We start from the raw sequence: 17,497 nt of genomic DNA on the forward strand, positions 1-17,497 counted from the left end.
ACGATCGCCGGGTTGGCGGGGCGGTTGTCCGGCACGTAGATGTGCATGCGCATGCCGCCCGGGTTGTTGCCGAAGTTGCTCACCTCGACCAGTGACGCGGCGGACGCCGGTGACGACAGGACAAGGCCCCCGACCGCGAGGAGCACGGCGCTGGCGGACGCTACCAACGCCGCCCTAGTTCGTGACATGGCACCTCCATCGATATCCATTTATCTGGGACCTTAGACATGTTCCTGACGACCGTCAATCAAGTGCCTAATGTCTCCTGCCACCGGAGTGGACCCCGCATGACGAGGCGGCCGGGTTACGGGCCGGTACAGGTGAGCGACGGGGATGACGGAATGCCGCCGCCGAGGAAGCCGAAGGTGGTCGACCCCGACACCGCGAACGACCCGTCGTACGAGGGGTTACGCACCGACACGGTGGAACCGCTGGTGCTACGCCGTGACCTCGCCCTGGCGTCCAGCAGCGGGCAGAGGAACCGGCGGTAGCGGGCCTGTCTCGCTAACGACTCTGTCTCCGCCCACCTCGTCCACGCCGCCGGTGGCGGCACGACCCTCGCACTGATCGCCGGATTGATCGCACCGGGTCGACGACCGCGTTGCGGGAGGTATCACCGGGCCGGGTCGGCGATACGGTCAGGCCGGCGCCGGCAGCCGAGACAGTTTCGATGGGCGGGTGGCCCGCAGGTCACCCGCCTACGGCTCGGGCGATGCGCGTCGGCGGCGGCGGCCAACGCCCCCCACGCGATTACGGCCACTACTCGGCGATCCGCGACCACGACGACGACATCCACCGGGTCCCGCTGCATCCCGCCTCGCCCGAAGAATTGACAGGCATCGGTGGGTGGGCCCACGGCGTCGCCACCGCAGGCGGCGACACGACTCTCGCCGACGGACTCACATATCTGTTCGGCCGAGCCACCTGCAGCATGTGTGGCAGCAGGTTCGACCTCGCCGACTGGCTCGAGGCCGAGAACAGTCCCCGTCAGCCTATCGACCCGATCGTGCCCCGAACCGACCGCTCAACCTGACACCCGACGTCCCGGACGATCGGCTGCCGGCCTGGATGCCCTGCCCGCACGTCATGCCGGCGTCCAGCGCCTGCTGTACCAGGCGACGACCCGTGCCTCCGTTGGCGCCGAGAACGACGGTACGCATCTGGTGCGCTCCCTCCCAAGGTGGCTTCGCCAGGAACATCGGCCCGCGCCGTTCATTTGTGACAAACCACAGGTCACGGTGAGATCAGCCGCCGAATCGCTCCAGCGCGCCGAGGTCGTCATGACGGCAATCCGGATGGATGGTTCTCCCCGGCCGGGTGAAGGTCACCGCAAGTTGGACCATGAGCACCGTCCGGTCGGAGGGCTCCAGATCGAGACGATGGACGTGGCGGCGCAGCACCCGCGACCTGATGCCGTAACACCAGGATTTCTACCTCGTCGGCGCGAACCCGAACGGTACAAGGTTGTGGTGGTCAGGTCAGAGCACCGATCCGAGGGAGAACCACAGTGGTCGATCAAGGTCCGGCGCTGTGCCGGCAGCGCCGGACCTGGTGACCGGTCAGCGGCAGAGGTGATGTGTACCGGTACGAAAGCACATGGATATCGAAGATCGCCCGGTCACGGGCAGAGGTCTCGGCACCGCAGCTGCTCTCGGCCTAAAGCTGCTTCGTGTGCCCGGGCAGCTCCACGTCGGCGAGGCCGGCGAGAATGTCCCGCAGCAGGAGTGGCTGTTCAACCAAGCACGTGCCATTGGACAACAGCAGCGTCGGTACCTTCGTGGCAAGCTCGGCCTCGCTCAGCAATGCGGCGAGGGCGCACAAGGCCTCCCCCTGCACGCGGATGCGCTCCCGTAGGCCTGCCTCACCGCTCGCGAGCGTGATGACTCGGTCGAGGGTCCACGCGTCCTGGGACAAGCGGTTGTCGTACGTCGAGATCGCCCCCGAGGCGACTGCGGCAACGGTGCTGATGGTGGCCGCGCTGACAAGGGAGACGTGGGCCAGGACTTGCTCGGTGTTCCACTCGTCGGGTGGCGGTACGGCTCGCGGAGCGGTGGCCAGCAGCGCGTCGTAGGCCTGCCGGAGGGGGGTGGTGTCCATCAGGTCGGATTCCTCTCAGGCGTGTGTGCCGGTCATTTTCCACGGGGCTTGCGGGAGCACGTCGCCGGTCTCCAGCAGGGACTTCAGGTTCGACAGGACGGCCGGCCAGCCGCTCGAGATGCCGTTGAACATGTCGAGGTTGGCAAGGTTCTCGTGCGTCACGGTGAGACGCACGATGTCCTGGTGCGGTTCGACGAGGAACGTGACGACCGACGGCTCCCGCTCCTCGTTCGGGCTGTCCTCAAAGGTGATGACCAGACGTGTCGGCGGCTCGGCGGTGAGCACCTTGCCCACGACGTCGGCCACGCCCGATCCGTCGGTGCGCTGGTGTTCCCACGCTGAGCCGGGCTGCCAGTCGGAAACGTTGGCGTGGTCCCAGTACCGGGCAGTCAGGTCGGCGTCGGTGAGTGCCTGCCATACCTGCTCGGCGGTGGCGTGGATGTAGGTGACGTATACGTATGTCGGCACGGATGTCATGCCGTACTCCTCTGCTTGGTGTTTGATCATGCTGAGTGCCCGCAGGCGGGGCATGTCAAAGCCGGAGATCCAGCGCTGCTCGATCTCGTGGATCGGTGCCGGGTTCAGGTAGTGCAGGCGCTCCCGCCCTCGCCGCACGACGGTGACGAGGTTGGCCCGCACGAGGATGTCGAGGTGTTGGGTGGCCGACTGGCGGGCCATGGTCAGGTGCTCGCAGAGTTCGCCCAACGTCTGGCCGTTGCGTTCGCGGAGGCGGTCGAGCAGAAGCCGCCTCGTGGGATCGGCCAGCGCCTTGAAGGTCAGCTCCGTCTCGCTCACGCCCTCATTATGCAGGTGTTTACCTGCCTAATGTCAACACCAGCCCTCGCATAGCCCTGATCCGCACTCGTTCGCCGCCGGGCGGGCGCGCCGGCCCCCGGCCCCGTCACTCTCCGTACGCCATTGTCCAGCTGCCGAACGCACGCCCGTGCCGAATAACAGTGCACCCGATCTTGCTCAAGCTTCGGTTTCACAGGTGCCGACAACTCCCCGTGCGCGGTATGTGTTCGATCGCCGAAGCCATCCAAGATGCCCGACATGTCATTCACCTCGTACGAGCTCGACCACATCGCGGCCCACCCGGCGGCCACGGGGAGATCGACGTCCGCTACTCGTACACCGCCGAGGGCGCCGCGACCTGGGACCGGTTCGTGACCTGGCAGGAGGGCGATGCCATGTCCAACATCCTGCACTCCACGCTGGACATGCCGCCCCACAAGAACACGGAGCGGTGGCACCTGCTTCCTCGCGGTCAGAGCATAGGCTCGGGTGTATGGCGAGGTACTACGATGTGCATCCGGACGACCCCCAGGCCCGTTTGCTCCGGCAGGTCGTCGATCTGATCCGGGGCGGCGGGCTGATCGCCTACCCCACGGATTCGTGCTTCGCCTTCGGATGCCAACTGGGTAACCGGGCTGGGTTGGACCGGATCCGGGAGATCCGCCGCCTCGATGAACGGCATCACTTTACGCTGGTATGCCGAGACTTCGCCCAACTCGGCCAGTTCGTCCAGGTCAGCAATTCGGTGTTCCGATTGGTCAAGGCGTGCACCCCGGGCAGCTACACGTTCATCCTGCCGGCTACCCGAGAGGTGCCGCGCCGGTTGCTGCATCCCAGGAAACGCACGGTTGGGGTACGCGTTCCCAAGCACACGGTCGCCCAGGCGCTGCTGGCTGAGCTCGGCGAGCCGATACTTTCGAGCACCATCCTCCTGCCCGGCCAGGAGGAGCCGATGACCCAGGGGTGGGAAATCAAGGAACGACTGGACCACCTCCTTGACGCGGTAGTCGACGCTGGCGACTGCGGAAGCGAGCCGACGACAGTGGTCGACCTGTCGCAACCCGAGCCCGAGATCTTGCGCCGAGGGGCCGGAGACCCTTCGCGCTTCGAGTAGCCGTATCAAGGTCACATCGCCGGGCGGCCCCGGTGTCAGCGGGCACCCGCGTCGGCCGAAGCGATCTCGTGCGAACTGGACACGCCGTTTCGGCCCAGGCCGCGCAACTCGATGAAGTGACCGGGTTCGGTGCCACCTGCGCCCAGGAACTCATCGCCGAGCTCGGCGTGGACATGACCGTCTTCCCCACCGCCGCACATCTCGCCTCCTGGGCCCGGTTCGCACCCCGCGCGAACCGGTCCGCCGGAAAGACGAAACCCGCCACCACCGGCGAGGGCAACCCATGGCTGGCCAGCACGCTCGGCGAGATCACCGCAGTACTCGCCCGCAGCGACACCTGCCTCGGCGAACGCCACCGACGCCTGTCCCGACGCCGAGGCAAACTCCGCGCCATCGTCGCCACCGGCAACTCGATCCTCACCGTCGTCCGGCACCTACTCACCGACCCGACCGCCCGCTACCACCAACGACTACAGCACAACCTGATCCACCAACTGGAACGCGTCACAGGCCAGCAAGTTACCCTCAGCGCCCGCGTCGAACCCGCCGCCACATAACCACCCACCGCTCAGGCCCACCACCAACTCAACACAACCCATCGCTGCTACGCCGCGATGCTGCCGCCTGTCCACTCATGAACATTTCCGAGTCAGTGCGCTCAAGCAGCAATGTGCCGAAGGCACCTCGTTGTCATTCATCTGTCGGGTGGTCCGCCATGAGGTTCCGGCGCTCGCAGAACACTTGCCGTCGCTCCGTCAGGGTGGCAGATCCATATACCCGCTCGCGAACCAGGACGGTCGGTCAAGGGTGCGGCGGACGTGGTGGCCCGCCGCACCCCGTCCTGATCAGCAGACTGATTCGCCCATGAAATTCTTGAGGACGAAGTTGGCCGGTCCGGCTTGGAAGTAGCCGACGCCATCGCGGATCGGGTGCCCGGTGTACAGCTCGACTCGGGAACCGATGCGAACGACGTACGCCTGCTCGCCGTCGTTGTTGTAGATCAGGCGGCCGCGGCCGCCGTAGACGTCCTCAAGCTGGCTCCAACCCATGCCGACCGATGCGCCGACGGGAGACCGGGGCGGGGCGGTGGCGGTGCCGACCTCCACCAGCCGGCCTGCCCGGAAGGCCAGGATGAGTACTCCGGACCAATCGCCGGTTACGCCGGTGAATACGACGTCACACTCCTGCGGCGGGGCGACCCAGTCGATCAGACCAGCCTCCTGCAGGCCTTGCAGGCGCGCGCCGATCCGGTATGGGCCGGCACCGCGAACACTCAGCACCGACCCGGCAGGACCGTCCATAACAGTGCCAGCCGACGTCAGGCCGACCCGCTCGGTGGACGCCGGGCCCACAGCGCGGGTCGAGGCGGACGCGGGTACCGCCGCCGTGACGAGCACCCCCAGGGCCAGCACACCGACGGCAACGAAACGTGGGATCGCGGAACGGTTCATGACGGTTCCCCTCAGTCGTGGTGACCTTTCACCTGGTTGGTCCGCCCGCCACCCACGTTTGTTCGCCCGGGTTGCTGACAACTTTCGGCCACGTTCACCCCCATGATCGACTGAATGAGGGTCTTTGCACGGCATGCCTGTCCAGGCACCAGCGCCCGATGCCACAAGCCCGACGACCCGGTCCACAGCGACATCACGCTCATCTGCTGCCGTCCGTGCACACCGAGCGGGGCCGCATCCCCCGGATAGGACCATCCACCGGGCGTCGTGCCGGGCGGCGAGATCCACAGCCGTCTCGACCCGCTGGCACCGTTGCGCGGGGCGAAGGACGAGCCCAACGGATCGCTCCACGCAGACCGTGATCCTCAATGACCGGGTGCGCCGGTCAGCGGCTCCGAAAGAACTCGTCGGCCGCACCACTCACCGCGTCCGAGGCGACATTGGCCACCGTGCCGCCGACGGGCTCTGCTGCTCTCTCACCAGCGGCTGAAGCGAGACCGCCGATCGCGTAGCCGGCGAGCTTGTCGACACGGTCGGCGCGCTGCTCGCCGGGGTCATCGTCCGGATCGAAGGCGACAGAGATCATGTCAGATCCTGCTCCCAAATCCGGTCCCAATGAAACGTTCGGCAGGTCAGTCGCTCGTTACCAACCACTCCCCCGAACCTCACTCTGCCAGGAACGATAGACAGCACTTGAAGTCCGTTCAACGCCGTTGCGCGCGGTTGTGTCAAGGAACGGACCGCAACGCTCTGACCGGCAGTGACGCGAGGGCACAGGCCGGGCGGGGACGATACATGCAGGTCAAGGCCGTTGAGCGCTGTTCAGTGCCACAGGGAGCACAGCCGTGCTCTCAATCTGCTCCCCCAACGCCATCCCACGATCGCGAACGAAGCCGGGGCGAGGCGCAGTGACATGTCGATGTGCGGGCGTCGAGCCGGGATGCGGTAGCAATGCGCGACTTGGCCATCGTCTCGGGCGCTCGGCTGGATCTTGCACTTAGACGTATACGTCTATAAGTTGGCTGGGTGCCTCTGAACGCGTCACGGAACAGCCTGGTACTGCCGATCCTCGGACTCCTCGTCGAGCAGCCGGCGCATGGCTACGACATCACGACACGCCTACGCGAGCGGTACGGACACCTGTCGGTCACCCGCAGCACCATCACGTCCCTGCTGAAGGCGCTCGAGAGGGCAGGCCTGGTCTCCTCCCGGCTCCCCGAGCGAGTAGGCAACCGGCCACCACGTACGGCCTACGAGTTGACCGCCGCAGGTCTGGCCGACTTCCGCCTCAAGATCGAGGCTGGGGTGCGCGACACCCAAGCCGCGTCCGTGGACTTCGTCATGGCGGTCGCCTACGTCGGAGTCCTTCCGATCGACCAGGCGGCGTCCATCCTGCTTGATCGAGCCGACCAACTCGACCAAGAGCTGGCCGTCCTTTCGGAGCTACCCGACGGCGACGTACTCGAAGTGCACATGCTCGAAGTCGCCTACTGGCGCACCATCGTCGCCGCCGAAACCACCTGGATCAGGACTCTGGTGCGCCGGATCCGGTCACACGAGATTGACTGGCCGACCCAACGAACCGACCCCGATGGGAGTGCAGAAGCGTGAAGTTCGGTATCTATCCGGGCGGGCGGGCCGGCACTGTCTGCTCCCACCCACCCGATGTCGCCGCGATCCGCCACCTCGTCGACGACCTCTCGGGCGGTCGCCCCTTCGTCATCCGCGAGTACGTGCACTTCTTCGGCGACGCGACGCCGCCGGACGTGGTCACCTCGCTCGGCGCCGAACACGAACTCGCACACCTCACGATGCCCGACGGGTGGTACGTCGAGGGAAACCGCGAGCTGGACCTCGTGGTCAGCTACATCCCCCGGGCCGCCGACGTCTCCGGATGGCTGACCTTCCTCGATACCGCCATCGACCGCTACGGTCACCTGACGCGGTACCTCCAGGTGACGCTTGAGCCGAACTTCCCCATCCCGCTCATCGACGGCAGCGCCCCCGGCGTCCTCGAAGCCCTGACCCTCGGCATCCCACACGCACGCGCCGCACTGGACCGGCGGGGTCTCCAGCACGTGCGAATCGGCTTCTCCGTCGCCGAACCACCGGAATGGTTGGGCGGCGACGATCAATTCTGGTCGTACCTTGCCTCAATCCCGTACCAGGACTTCGCGACCCACGTCGACTACGTCGGCCTGGGCCTGTACCCCGACGCTTTCTCCCCCGTCGCCCCGCGGGGCAACCCGGGAGACACCGCATCCCTCACCACCCACGCCCTGCACCACTTGCGGGACGGGTCGCTGCTCCGCGCGCACATCCCGCCCAGTACACCCATCCACATCGTGGAGAACGGCACCCCGAGCGGGTCACCCCGCACCGAGCAGGCACAGTGCGACTCACTGTCGGACATGCTCAGCGTCATCCTCACCGAACAGGACTCTGTGAACATCACCCATTACGAGCTGTTCAGCCTCAGGGACGCCGACAGCGGTTCCACGGAACCCACCGGGACACTGGGAATCGTCACCGACACCTACCGACCCAAGCCCGCTCTCACCCTCTACCGCGACATCGTCCACGGCACTGGCCAGCCTCCCGCGATCAGACAACCCTGAGCGCGGCATTCAGACTGCGGCAAGGTGGGCCGACGTCAACTGTCGGCCCACCTTGCCCTGCTCCTGAGGCAGCGTCAGGTTCGGCAGCTGATTTCCATGCCGTCCTCCACGGGGAACGCGATGGTGACGTATCCGTGTGCGGGATTGCGGACGTAGGCGAGATAGTCGGCCATGTTCGCGAAGGTGGTGTCGTCGGCGACGATGAGGGCGGCCGGGGCAAGGCGGTCTTCGAGCAGCCGCAGCACGGGCAGACAGAGGTCTTTCCAGCCGTCGAGTAGCAGCAGGCCGATAGGTCCGCGGACCTCGGCGAGAGTCTCGAGAGCGTCGCCCGCCAGGACCGTCACGTACTGGGCTACGCCGGCCTGCTCCAGGTTCCCGCGCGCGGCGTCGACCTTCGCCTGGCTGAGCTCGGTCGTCCATACGTGCCCCATACCGTTGTCGGCGACCGCAGCGGCCAGGTGGATCGTGGAGGTGGCATAGGAGGTGCCGAACTCGACGATCGTCTCGGGGCGGCCGTGGCGTACGAGCGCGTAGAGCAGTTGACCGCCCGACCTGGAGATCGGCATGTACTCCCCGGCCAGCGCATCGGCGCGCTGTTTTGCCGAGGCGTCGGCGAAGGGCGTGTCCAGCGGCCACGGCGCGGGGTTCACCTCTTCGAGGTCGGCGGCCGCGAACAGCCGATCAAGAACGGCGGCCGTGTCAGTCGTTCTCAACGTGTTCATCAGCGCTACGGTAGACGCACCGTTGCGTCTAGACAAGGTGCTAAGGTCGCCCGGTCGAAGGGAACGGACATATGGGCGCTGACGCCAGCGGCACCGCAGGTAGACACCGCGGGAACAGGCACGGCCGCAGTGAAGAAGCCCGTCAGAGCGTGCTGGAAGCCGCCGACGACCTGCTCGTAGAGGTCGGATACCCGCGACTCACCATCGAGGGGATCGCCGAACGCGCGGGAGTGGCCAAGCAGACGATCTACCGCTGGTGGTCATCGAAAAACGACATCCTCATGGACGCCTTCGTCCAAGACGCCGCTGAAGCCCTCATCCCGTCGGACACGGCAGACCTTCGACAGGACCTGCGTACCCACGCCCGCAAAATCGCCCGCTTCCTGACCGAGTCCGACGCCGGCGCGGTCTTCCGCGCTCTCACCGCCCAAGCCCAGCACGACCCTGCACTCGCCGCCCGGTTGCGCTTCGAGCACCTCGGCAAGCAACGCAGCTACGACCGGCTCCCCTTCGAACGCGCAGTCGCCCGCGGCGCCCTCAACGCCAACACCGACATCGACCTTGCCGTCGACCAGATCGTCGGGCCCATCTACTACCGCGTCCTTGTCAGCGGCCAGACCGCATCCCCAAAGTTCACCGACACGCTCGTCGACGCCGTCCTCACACAGCTCTCGCCAGCACACACCGACGTCTGAGCGACTTCGGTGCGGGCCCCGAACAGGACGCAGGAGCCCGGTCCAGAGGCAGCAGCCGAATTGAGTGTGCCGCATTCCAATTGATCGGAGCTGGTCGTCGCAGCCCAAGGCCCCTTGGCCGTCCTCCGGAGACCAGGATCCCGAGGACCCTTCCCATTTGGGAAGAGACCAGCACCCGGACGCATGCCGGGCGGTGACCCTTCCGAGTTGCGGAAGGTGTCAGGTCGCCGGATCGCGTCTGGCCAGCGCCTTGAACGTTCAGCAGGCCAGCCGCCCGTTACCAACCACTTCCCCGCACCTCGCTCTCCCAGGAACGATAGACAGCGGTTGAGGTCCGTTCAGCCCCGTTGCGCGCAGCTGTGTCAAGGAACGATCCGCAACCCTCTGACCAGCACGAATGTTCTTGTCCGCGTACGACCGGGCCGCTGTCGCGGCGACCATTCGACCGTGTCGCGGCCTTGGGCCGGGCGAGCGCCTTGACGTCGGGCGGTTACGTGCAGCCGTGACCGATCCTGTCGCGGGCGCGGTGTTGCCACACGAGATCTCCTGGGCGGGACGGGCCAATCGAGGGCCGCTCACCCCGCCGGTCGCGCGACGGCCGGCGCGAGCACCGACTTGCACCAGTCGCGGAATGTGGTACCCGCGCCTCCCGCGCTCGCGGGCGGGTAGACGCCGGCCGCCTGCGCCTCGGCCATTTCGACCATGGCGTCGACGATCGCCGGGCTCGCCCCGAACGACGTGTACTGGACGCGGTAGTCGGCGAGCGTGGCCTGGTGGTAGGCGACCGGCTGCCCGAGTGTCTCGGACATGATCTGCGCCATCTCGCGCGGGGTGTGGTCGACAGGCTCGCGGACTGGCACGTCCTCCTGGCCGCTCCAGTTCGGGTCGGCGAGGAGCCCGGCGGCCGTGCGGGCGATGTCGGTGGTGGCCACCGCTGCGAGCGGCGTGTCGGGGTCGGCGGCGAGCACGAACATCCCCTGATCCCGGATCAGCTCGACCTGGTGCAGCAGGTTCTCCATGAAGAACGATGGCTGGAGCGAGCGGTAGGCGGCGCCGCTCGACTCGAGTACCTCGTCCATCGCCCACGCTGCGGAAAGCAGCCCGGCCGGACCCGGGAAGCCCCGGCCGAGCGAGGAGACGGCGACGAGGCGGGGTACGCCGTAAGCGCGGACGGCATCCGCGACCGGCCGCGCAAAGCCGAGGTAGTGCCCGGTCACGTCGGGAGCCCTGAAGTCCGGAGGCACGAGCACGAACAGCGCATCCGCGCCCGTCAGCGCAGCCTTGAGCACGGCGGGACCGGCGTGGGAACCGGCGACTACGTCGGCGTGCTCGCGCAGGGTCTCGGGCAGGCCGGAGGGGTTACGGGCGATGAGGCGCAGCGGCGCCCCGGCGGCACGGAGGTACTCGGCGACGGCGGCACCGATCGTGCCGGTGGGAGTGGTGATGACGATCATGACTCCAATGGTCACGCGGGACCTGGGCAAGGAGAAGGACCGGTTCGGGCGCGATCATTACCCTTGAGGCATGAATCCTGTGGAGTCCCGGCCGCTGCGCTACTTCGTGGCCGTCGCCGAGGAGCTCAGCTTTACGCGAGCCGCGGAGCGGGTCGGGATCGCCTCACCGGCCCTGTCGCGCGCGATCTCCGGTCTCGAGGCGGAGCTCGGCGTGCGGTTGCTCGAGCGCTCCACCCGCCGCGTCACCCTTACCGAAACGGGCACGGCGCTGCTCACGGACGCGCGGGGAGCACTCGTCGCGCTCGACGCCGCCACCCAGCGTGCCCGGCGGGCGGCGGGGGTGGCCGGCGGCAAGCTGGTGCTCGCGGTGAAGGCCGACGTCGAGGGCGGGCTGCTCGAGGACGTGCTCGCGGCGTACCGCGCCGAGCACGCCGCCGTACCGATCGAGGTCGTCTTCACCGGCTGGCGTGAACAGCCGGGGCTGCTGCGCTCGGGCGAGGCCGACGTCGCGATCGTCGTCGAGCCGTTCGACTCCGATGGGCTGGACGCCGAGCCGCTGCTGAGCGAGCCGCAGGTGCTGGCGTTGCCGACCGGGCATCCGCTCGCCGAGCGGCCCCGGCTGCGGCTGGCCGACATCGAGGCGGGGCACCAGCAGGTCGGTACCGGCTCCCACGTCTACGTCCGGCACGGGGCGCAGCGGCCCCAGTTCGGGGACATGGTGCAGATGCTCCGCCAGATCGAGCTCGGGCGGATGCTCGCGCTGTTCCCCGTTTCGCTCGCCGAGCGTAACGCCCGGCCACAGCTGACCTGGCGCTCGGTTGACGACGCGCCGGAGGCCGCCTTCGCGGTGGCGTGGCCGCAGAGCTCGCAGTCGCTCGCCGTCGCCGCGTTCGTGCGCGTCGCCACGGCTGTCTCGGTCGGCCGCAACAGCAGCGGGATGGCTGACGTCGAGTAGGCCACGTGACCACGCGCCCGGCACCACCCCGATCTCGGGCGTAGGTGTCGGCTGAGTAGGAATCACGCCCAATTGGCGCTAACGACGATCGTGGCTGGCACTGCCCTCGCGTTCCGGAGCTCGGAGGTACGACTTGGTCATCGACGGCCGCGTGCTGACCTCGTTGTAGTGGCTCGGGTCCGCCTCAGGGCTGGGTGCGGGTGAGCTGCACGTGGAAGTTGAACATGCCGCCCGGGGTGGTGGTGTGTCGAGCATCTCTATCGAGATGATCCACCAGCCTGACCGCACAAGCCTGTACAAGGCCGCACTCCAGGCACCGACCCGCGTCCACCGCGTCGTCGCTCGGTCCGCCGAGAACGCGACGACACCACATCCGAATCTGCCGCCCAGCCGGTGCTGGCACTGGCTGTGACCGTGACGCAACGCGAGGCAGGAATACCTCTCCCGATTACGGTCCCGGTGCTGTCGCTCCTGATCGGGCGGCCGCGCGCGTCGACATCCAGCGGTACGTGCGTGCGCCGGCTCCAGGATGTACGGCGATGCCAGCCGGATGACGGAATCGAGATCTACCCATGCTTGCCACCTTTTAGTACCGTGTCGGCTGATGACCGACTCAGAGGGTGGTGGCCACGGACTGTGAGCGGATTCGAGGTCCAGATCGATAAACTGCGGAGCGCGGCCAAGGCAGCGGGATCTGCTGCGGACCAGGCCAGGGCGGTGAACCCGGGTGCCGGTTTGGATGCGATCGCGACAGCATTGCCAGGTGGAATCGCGGCATCGAGCGCGCCCACTCTGGCTTCGACGTTCAATGGGCGTGCGAAGGGATGGGCAGACGAGATCGACCGATGGAGCGGATCGGTCACGTCGGCCGCGAAGAAATACTCCGAAAGTGATGACTCCGCCAAAAAGGCTTTCGGGAAATGACTGTCAGCTACGACGACGTCCGCAAATGGGACGCTAAGACAGTCGATACGTCGGCCACCGACCTGCATGGACGGAAGTACAAACTCATCGGGCTGCAGGACGAGCTCGACGACGCCAGGAAATTGCCCGACTGGCACGGCATCGCGGGCGAGCAAGCACGCAATTCGCTGGGAAAAACGCGGAACAACGCCGAGATCCTGGTCGCGGAGCTGGCCGCCGTCGAACGAGCCCTGCAGAACGCGGCGGACGACGTGCACACCCTGAAGAACCGGGTCGCCAACAACGACTCCCTCGCCAACACCTACCAGTTCCGCATCGCCACTGACGGCGCGATCGTGGACAACAAGCCCGCCGACCCCCCGCCGACATCGCGGTTCGAGGCCGAAGACCGCGCCGAGGCCCAACGGTACCGCGAAACCATCAGGCAGCAGTTGGAGCGGGAAACCACGGCGATCCTCACCACGGCGAACAACATCGACACCACCCTCGCCCGGGTGATGCAACTCGCGCAGGACCGCAAGATCAGTGACCACGACGCGACCACCCTGGCAGGCGCCGACAAGGGCGGGGATATCGACGCCAAGGTGGTCGATATGGAGCAGTCGCTGCGCGACGCCGGGCTGCTGACCGGGCCACCCGTCTCTGGCCACTACCGGCAGTGGCTGGAGAACGCCGTGCGTCGAGGCGTGTCGATCGACACCCTCAAGAAGATCGTCGCCGAACACCACATCACCCCGGAGGACTTCAAGGTCCTCGACGGGTTGGAAGAGATCCGCGAGGACGAGGACGGCGACGGGATCTTCAAGTCGTACTTCCTGTTGCCGACGGACATCAGCGGGGATGATGCGGCCAAGGCGGTGCGGATGACCTACCTCCTGAACGCGGGCACCGACTACGGCACCGAAGGCGAAAAGACCGACTTCGCACCGACGCCGTACGGATCCGAGGAACTGCGACGAATTACCGAACGGCAACAGGATAATTCCTGGAGCTACGACGATGATGTGGGATTCGTACACGGCAACGGTGGGCGGTTGGTGACCACCCCGAACGGCATGATGATGGGCTTGGGCGGGAACCTCATCCAGGACCAGTTCAGCCAGCGCGGCGGAACGACATGGGGCGACACGTTCATGCTGAACATCGACGACGCGGAAGATCCGGCGCAACAGTTGCGACAGGTGGTGACGTCGGGCCACTCGTGGTACGAAGACGACAACGGCCCATCCCAGGGTGCTCTCGACACCGACCGGCTGCTGCACCACGAGGAGCGCCACTCCCAGCAATGGGCGCGGGAAGGCTACACGGGCTTCCTCGCCTCCTATGGGTGGGAACAGGTCACCGGCGGCAACGAGACCGAGGAAGACGCGGGACTTTCCGATGGTGGATATTAGACGCGTACGCGTCGCCTGCGCTGCCCTGCTGGTGGCGACGGTGATCGCGGCGTGTGACACCAGGTCGCAATTCGAGCCGTCGCTGCCGCCAGCGGCCGGGTTCCGCGTCGCCGACGGCGTCCTGAAACTATGGACGGGAACCCCGTGCTCTGGCGTCATCCGCCTGACGTTGATTTTCGACACCGGTACCCGGGGAAGTACGGAGCAGGTGTGGACCGCACCGCAGCCAGGAGTGACGGTGGAGCGCATGGACCTGCTCACTACCGGCGGGGGATCCTCCCCGAACACCAGTGAACCTCTCCAAGTCCAAAAACCGCTGCCCGCGGACTACGACTGGACGAAGGCACACTCGATCAACTTCTCCGTAGACGGCCCGAAGGCGTTCGGTGCGAGGGTCGACATCGCCCAGGTGCTGCGCGAATCGGCCAAGCACCCGTCCGGTAGCTACCTGTTCGGCCAGCGCGGCTGGATGGACGCCTCGGATGTTCAACGCGAGAACCAGAATTCGTTCCTGACAGTCTGCACTCCCGACCCGAATTGATGCCGGCACGATCCACCCCTGTGGAGCCAGACATGGACACGCCAGATGGCCCTTCCCGTACAGGTTTTCCAGGGACAGCGCTCCGGCGCCTCGTGCTCGGCGCGTTTGCCTGCATCGCCATCGTGATCGTGCTGCTCATGGGCGAGGCGGTGCTCAGCGCCATCGGATTGTCCTCCGATCCGCACGGCTACGGAGCGTTCGCAGGAATCCTGTTCTCGGCGGTCCTGACACCGGTCGCGCTCGCGCTGTGGCTGCTGTACCAATCAATGCGACGACGCAGCAATTGACGGCGGCTCGATCTACCCGGCGCTCGACGGCTTCCTCTGCCGCGCACGGCAGTCAGCAAATGGTGCTCCCGGAGCAGCTCACAGACGATCACGCGGTGGCCTGTGCTGCTCGTAAACCCGGTTCTGGCCACGCTGCCCGCGCCCAGGTGGCCGCCGGCCGTGGCTACGACGCCGGCAAGAAAGCAACGGCCGCAAGAGGTTCATCGTGACCGTTCGGCACCGGGTTGGTGCACTGGCTCTTCGCGCAGAGCCTCTACCGGATCGGCGCGTTGTGCCCGTACTGCGTGGTGATGGGTGGTCACGATCATCGTGTTCAGCTACACCACGTTGTACAACCTCGACCGGGGCGACCTTCCCGTTCCGGCGTACTGGCGTCCGACGGTCACCGCGGTCACCCGGCTACACACGGCGATCCCGGTGGCGTGGCTGCTCATCCTGACCCTGCTCGTCGGCGAGGCATTCTGGGCCTACTGGCGCACCTTGCTGTAACCGTGGACGCCGGCCACGCGGCCCAGCCTCGCCCGCGTCGCCGGCTCCCGACGGTCGCGCCGGACGACTCGCCGGCCCAGCGAGACGGCCGTACCCGAGCGGAGCTGAACTTACGGGCGGAGCTGAACTTGCGGGCGGAGCTGAACTTGCGGGCGGAGCTGAACTTGCGGGCGGAGCTGAACTTGCGGGCGGAGCTGAACCGGGCCCGGGTGCGGGCGGCGCCTGGCCGCAGCCACCCGGGCCGGTCCGTCGTCGCCGACCCGCCTCAGCGGGACGGCGCCAGGGTCGCCCGGTCCAGCGCGGGCGGGTGGAGCGGGGACGCCTTCTCCAGGTACCGCCACAGGGCGTCACCGCCGTTGTACAGGCTGCGGTCCTGCCTCCGCGCCTCGAACAGCGCGGTGAAGCCGGGCGTGGCGTTCTTGGCGAAGAAGTTGTTCGCCAGAGTCGCGATCCGGTACGTCGACTTGAGTCTCAGCGGCTTCCCGCCGATCCGCACGCTGCCGGGGTCGACCCGGTCGCCGACCGGCCTGGACGGGTCGTAGCGGTACCGGACGTTGTCCGACACCGCCATCTGCCGATACGTCACCGTGCCGTCCGCCGCCTGCTGCCACTGACTCTCCAGCAGTTGGTCGAGCTGAGCGCCGGTCAGGTCGCCCCGGACCAGCCCCACCCCGATGCCGCTGTCGTAGACGGTGCCCAGCACGAGCTCGGAGAAGAGCACCCGGCCCGGAGCATCGGCCGGGTTCGCCGGGTCAGCGGCGTACCGGACGTCCCGGCGCAAGATGCCGGGCATCGCGACCGCCAGGTCTGCCTTGCCGTCCCGGTTCGCGGCCCAGAGGAACGCATCGGCGGTGACGTTGTACATGGTCGACTCGGCGCTGTCGCCGGGGGCACGGGTCAGGTCGGCGGTCACCCGCGCGACCGGCAGGTTCGACCGCTTCGCCAGCTCCGCCCGCCAGTAGCCGGCGATCCGCAGCGTCTCGGGGTCCGGGGTCACGTCCTGGGTGTTGGCGTGGTTGACCGAGGTCGTCCGGTCCCGCAGAACCTCGCCGGTACGCGGGTCGAGCTGGAGGTTGATCTCGTTGAACAGTCGGCCGTGGTTGGCCGCCTCCACCACGGGGCGCGGGTTGCCGGCCGGGTCGGGAAGCATGCAGTTCACCAGGGCGTGCCAGTGCCCGGTGACGATCGCGTCGACGTCCGGGGTAATCCGGGCGTTGGCGTCGACCATCGGGCCGAACGGGTTGACGCACTCGTCGTACCCAGCAGCGGACTCCTGGGAGAAGCCCTCGTGAATGACCGCCACGATGGCGCGTACGCCCTGTCGGCGCAGCACCTCCGCGTACTTGTTGACCGTGTCGGCCTCGTCGAGGAAGTCGAACCCCTTCGGGGTGTAGGACATCTGCTCCTCGGACATCAGCTTGGTGGTGGCGTGCACGAAGCCGACCGGCAGCCTGCCGCCGCGCCCGTCGCTGACGTACTCCACGTGGTACGGCGGCAGCTTCGGCTTGCCACTGCGGTCGTCCACCAGGCTGCCGGAATAGTAGTCGTAGTCCGCGCCGTGGAACCGCCGGCCGGTGGAGTCGGTGAAGCAGACGTCGTTGTCGGGCCGCCACCGGCAGGTGCCGTCGTCCATGTGCCGGAGGAACTCGTAGCCCCGGTCCATCTCGTGGTTGCCGACCGTGGAGAAGTCCAACCCGATCGAGTTCAGGTATTCGATGGTCGGCTCGTTCCAGAACCACCCGGTCTCGTTCGGCCAACCGCTGAAGTCGTCCCCGGCGGAGAAGAGGATCGAGTTCTGCTGGCCGGCCTGGCGCTGCTTGAGGTGTGCCGTCAGGTAGGCGCCGCCGCCGACCTGGCGGGCCGGCTCGCCCGCCCGGGCACCGGGCACGGTGGTGGTGTAGTCGCCGAAGTAACCGTGCAGGTCCGTGATGGACAACAGTTGCACCGGGACCGGGGTACCC

The 17,497-nt window shown here is 67.2% G+C and carries 20 protein-coding genes and 2 pseudogenes; 13 read left to right on the top strand and 9 right to left on the bottom strand.

The window, feature by feature from the left end:
- Positions 1–188: pseudogene (locus I0C86_RS19600) on the bottom strand (PHB depolymerase family esterase); the annotation flags it as partial.
- Between the two features lie 99 nt (positions 189–287).
- Between I0C86_RS19600 and I0C86_RS19605 the strand changes: the two are divergent.
- On the top strand, positions 288–491 hold the full coding sequence (locus I0C86_RS19605) for a hypothetical protein (protein ID WP_196202711.1): 204 nt from the start codon (positions 288–290) through the stop codon (positions 489–491).
- A 221-nt stretch (positions 492–712) separates the two neighbouring features.
- Complete coding sequence (locus I0C86_RS19610) at positions 713–1,033, top strand: hypothetical protein (RefSeq protein ID WP_196202712.1); 321 nt, start codon at positions 713–715, stop codon at positions 1,031–1,033.
- Between the two features lie 211 nt (positions 1,034–1,244).
- Here I0C86_RS19610 and I0C86_RS19615 read toward each other — a convergent pair whose 3' ends face one another.
- The 3 genes from I0C86_RS19615 to I0C86_RS19625 all read right to left on the bottom strand — a co-directional run bounded on the left by I0C86_RS19615 (position 1,245) and on the right by I0C86_RS19625 (position 2,892).
- Positions 1,245–1,400 carry a hypothetical protein gene (locus tag I0C86_RS19615; protein WP_196202713.1) on the bottom strand — a complete coding sequence of 52 codons (156 nt, stop codon included), beginning with the start codon at positions 1,398–1,400 and terminating at the stop codon, positions 1,245–1,247.
- 256 nt (positions 1,401–1,656) lie between these two features.
- Positions 1,657–2,097, bottom strand: a complete 441-nt coding sequence (locus I0C86_RS19620) for a hypothetical protein (RefSeq protein ID WP_230394434.1) — start codon at positions 2,095–2,097, stop codon at positions 1,657–1,659.
- Positions 2,098–2,112: 15 nt separating this feature from the next.
- A complete protein-coding gene (locus tag I0C86_RS19625) occupies positions 2,113–2,892 on the bottom strand; it encodes an ArsR/SmtB family transcription factor (protein ID WP_196202714.1) in 780 nt (259 codons plus the stop codon).
- Between the two features lie 493 nt (positions 2,893–3,385).
- Here I0C86_RS19625 and I0C86_RS19630 point away from each other — a divergent pair, with 493 nt between their 5' ends.
- The gene (locus tag I0C86_RS19630) at positions 3,386–4,006 is read left to right on the top strand and encodes an L-threonylcarbamoyladenylate synthase (RefSeq protein WP_196202715.1); all 621 of its coding nucleotides are present in this window, start codon (positions 3,386–3,388) and stop codon (positions 4,004–4,006) included.
- A 116-nt stretch (positions 4,007–4,122) separates the two neighbouring features.
- Positions 4,123–4,563 (top strand): transposase, encoded by a 441-nt coding sequence (locus tag I0C86_RS19635; protein WP_196202716.1) that lies wholly within the window; start codon positions 4,123–4,125, stop codon positions 4,561–4,563.
- A 288-nt stretch (positions 4,564–4,851) separates the two neighbouring features.
- Here the strand turns inward: I0C86_RS19635 and I0C86_RS19640 are convergent, their stop codons facing one another.
- Positions 4,852–5,418: a hypothetical protein gene (locus I0C86_RS19640; protein ID WP_323373733.1), complete on the bottom strand. Its 567-nt coding sequence runs from the start codon at positions 5,416–5,418 to the stop codon at positions 4,852–4,854.
- Positions 5,419–5,842: 424 nt separating this feature from the next.
- Complete coding sequence (locus tag I0C86_RS19645) at positions 5,843–6,043, bottom strand: hypothetical protein (protein WP_196202718.1); 201 nt, start codon at positions 6,041–6,043, stop codon at positions 5,843–5,845.
- A gap of 440 nt (positions 6,044–6,483) precedes the next feature.
- On the opposite strand from I0C86_RS19645, the gene I0C86_RS19650 reads away from it, so the two are divergent.
- Positions 6,484–7,068 (top strand): PadR family transcriptional regulator, encoded by a 585-nt coding sequence (locus I0C86_RS19650; protein ID WP_196202719.1) that lies wholly within the window; start codon positions 6,484–6,486, stop codon positions 7,066–7,068.
- The gene (locus I0C86_RS19655) at positions 7,065–8,075 is read left to right on the top strand and encodes a hypothetical protein (RefSeq protein ID WP_196202720.1); all 1,011 of its coding nucleotides are present in this window, start codon (positions 7,065–7,067) and stop codon (positions 8,073–8,075) included. Before I0C86_RS19650 ends, I0C86_RS19655 begins: the two co-directional genes overlap by 4 nt.
- A 74-nt stretch (positions 8,076–8,149) precedes the next feature.
- On the opposite strand, the gene I0C86_RS19660 is transcribed toward I0C86_RS19655, so the two are convergent.
- Complete coding sequence (locus I0C86_RS19660) at positions 8,150–8,797, bottom strand: O-methyltransferase (protein ID WP_196202721.1); 648 nt, start codon at positions 8,795–8,797, stop codon at positions 8,150–8,152.
- 71 nt (positions 8,798–8,868) lie between these two features.
- Between I0C86_RS19660 and I0C86_RS19665 the strand changes: the two genes are divergently transcribed.
- Complete coding sequence (locus I0C86_RS19665; RefSeq protein ID WP_196202722.1) at positions 8,869–9,492, top strand: TetR/AcrR family transcriptional regulator; 624 nt, start codon at positions 8,869–8,871, stop codon at positions 9,490–9,492.
- A 575-nt stretch (positions 9,493–10,067) separates the two neighbouring features.
- Here I0C86_RS19665 and I0C86_RS19670 read toward each other — a convergent pair.
- Positions 10,068–10,946 carry an NAD(P)H-binding protein gene (locus tag I0C86_RS19670; protein WP_196202723.1) on the bottom strand — a complete coding sequence of 293 codons (879 nt, stop codon included), beginning with the start codon at positions 10,944–10,946 and terminating at the stop codon, positions 10,068–10,070.
- 70 nt (positions 10,947–11,016) lie between these two features.
- On the opposite strand from I0C86_RS19670, the gene I0C86_RS19675 reads away from it, so the two are divergent.
- The 6 genes and pseudogenes from I0C86_RS19675 to I0C86_RS19700 form a co-directional block, all read left to right on the top strand.
- Positions 11,017–11,901, top strand: coding sequence for a LysR family transcriptional regulator (locus I0C86_RS19675; RefSeq protein ID WP_230394435.1), 885 nt, complete (start codon positions 11,017–11,019; stop codon positions 11,899–11,901).
- A 636-nt stretch (positions 11,902–12,537) separates the two neighbouring features.
- The gene (locus I0C86_RS19680; protein ID WP_196202724.1) at positions 12,538–12,825 is read left to right on the top strand and encodes a hypothetical protein; all 288 of its coding nucleotides are present in this window, start codon (positions 12,538–12,540) and stop codon (positions 12,823–12,825) included.
- Positions 12,822–14,219: a hypothetical protein gene (locus tag I0C86_RS19685; protein ID WP_196202725.1), complete on the top strand. Its 1,398-nt coding sequence runs from the start codon at positions 12,822–12,824 to the stop codon at positions 14,217–14,219. Before I0C86_RS19680 ends, I0C86_RS19685 begins: the two co-directional genes overlap by 4 nt.
- Positions 14,206–14,760 (top strand): hypothetical protein, encoded by a 555-nt coding sequence (locus I0C86_RS19690; protein ID WP_196202726.1) that lies wholly within the window; start codon positions 14,206–14,208, stop codon positions 14,758–14,760. The genes I0C86_RS19685 and I0C86_RS19690 overlap by 14 nt, the downstream gene beginning before the upstream one ends.
- Before the next feature lie 32 nt (positions 14,761–14,792).
- Positions 14,793–15,047 carry a hypothetical protein gene (locus I0C86_RS19695; protein ID WP_196202727.1) on the top strand — a complete coding sequence of 85 codons (255 nt, stop codon included), beginning with the start codon at positions 14,793–14,795 and terminating at the stop codon, positions 15,045–15,047.
- A 212-nt stretch (positions 15,048–15,259) separates the two neighbouring features.
- Positions 15,260–15,536, top strand: a pseudogene (locus tag I0C86_RS19700) (vitamin K epoxide reductase family protein); the annotation flags it as partial.
- Positions 15,537–15,801: 265 nt separating this feature from the next.
- Here I0C86_RS19700 and I0C86_RS19705 read toward each other — a convergent pair.
- Positions 15,802–17,497, bottom strand: a 1,696-nt coding sequence (locus tag I0C86_RS19705) for a bifunctional metallophosphatase/5'-nucleotidase (protein ID WP_196202729.1), incomplete at its 5' end; no start/stop codon positions are given.

It is taken from the genome of Plantactinospora alkalitolerans, assembly GCF_015690345.1.
Lineage (GTDB): Bacteria > Actinomycetota > Actinomycetes > Mycobacteriales > Micromonosporaceae > Plantactinospora > Plantactinospora alkalitolerans.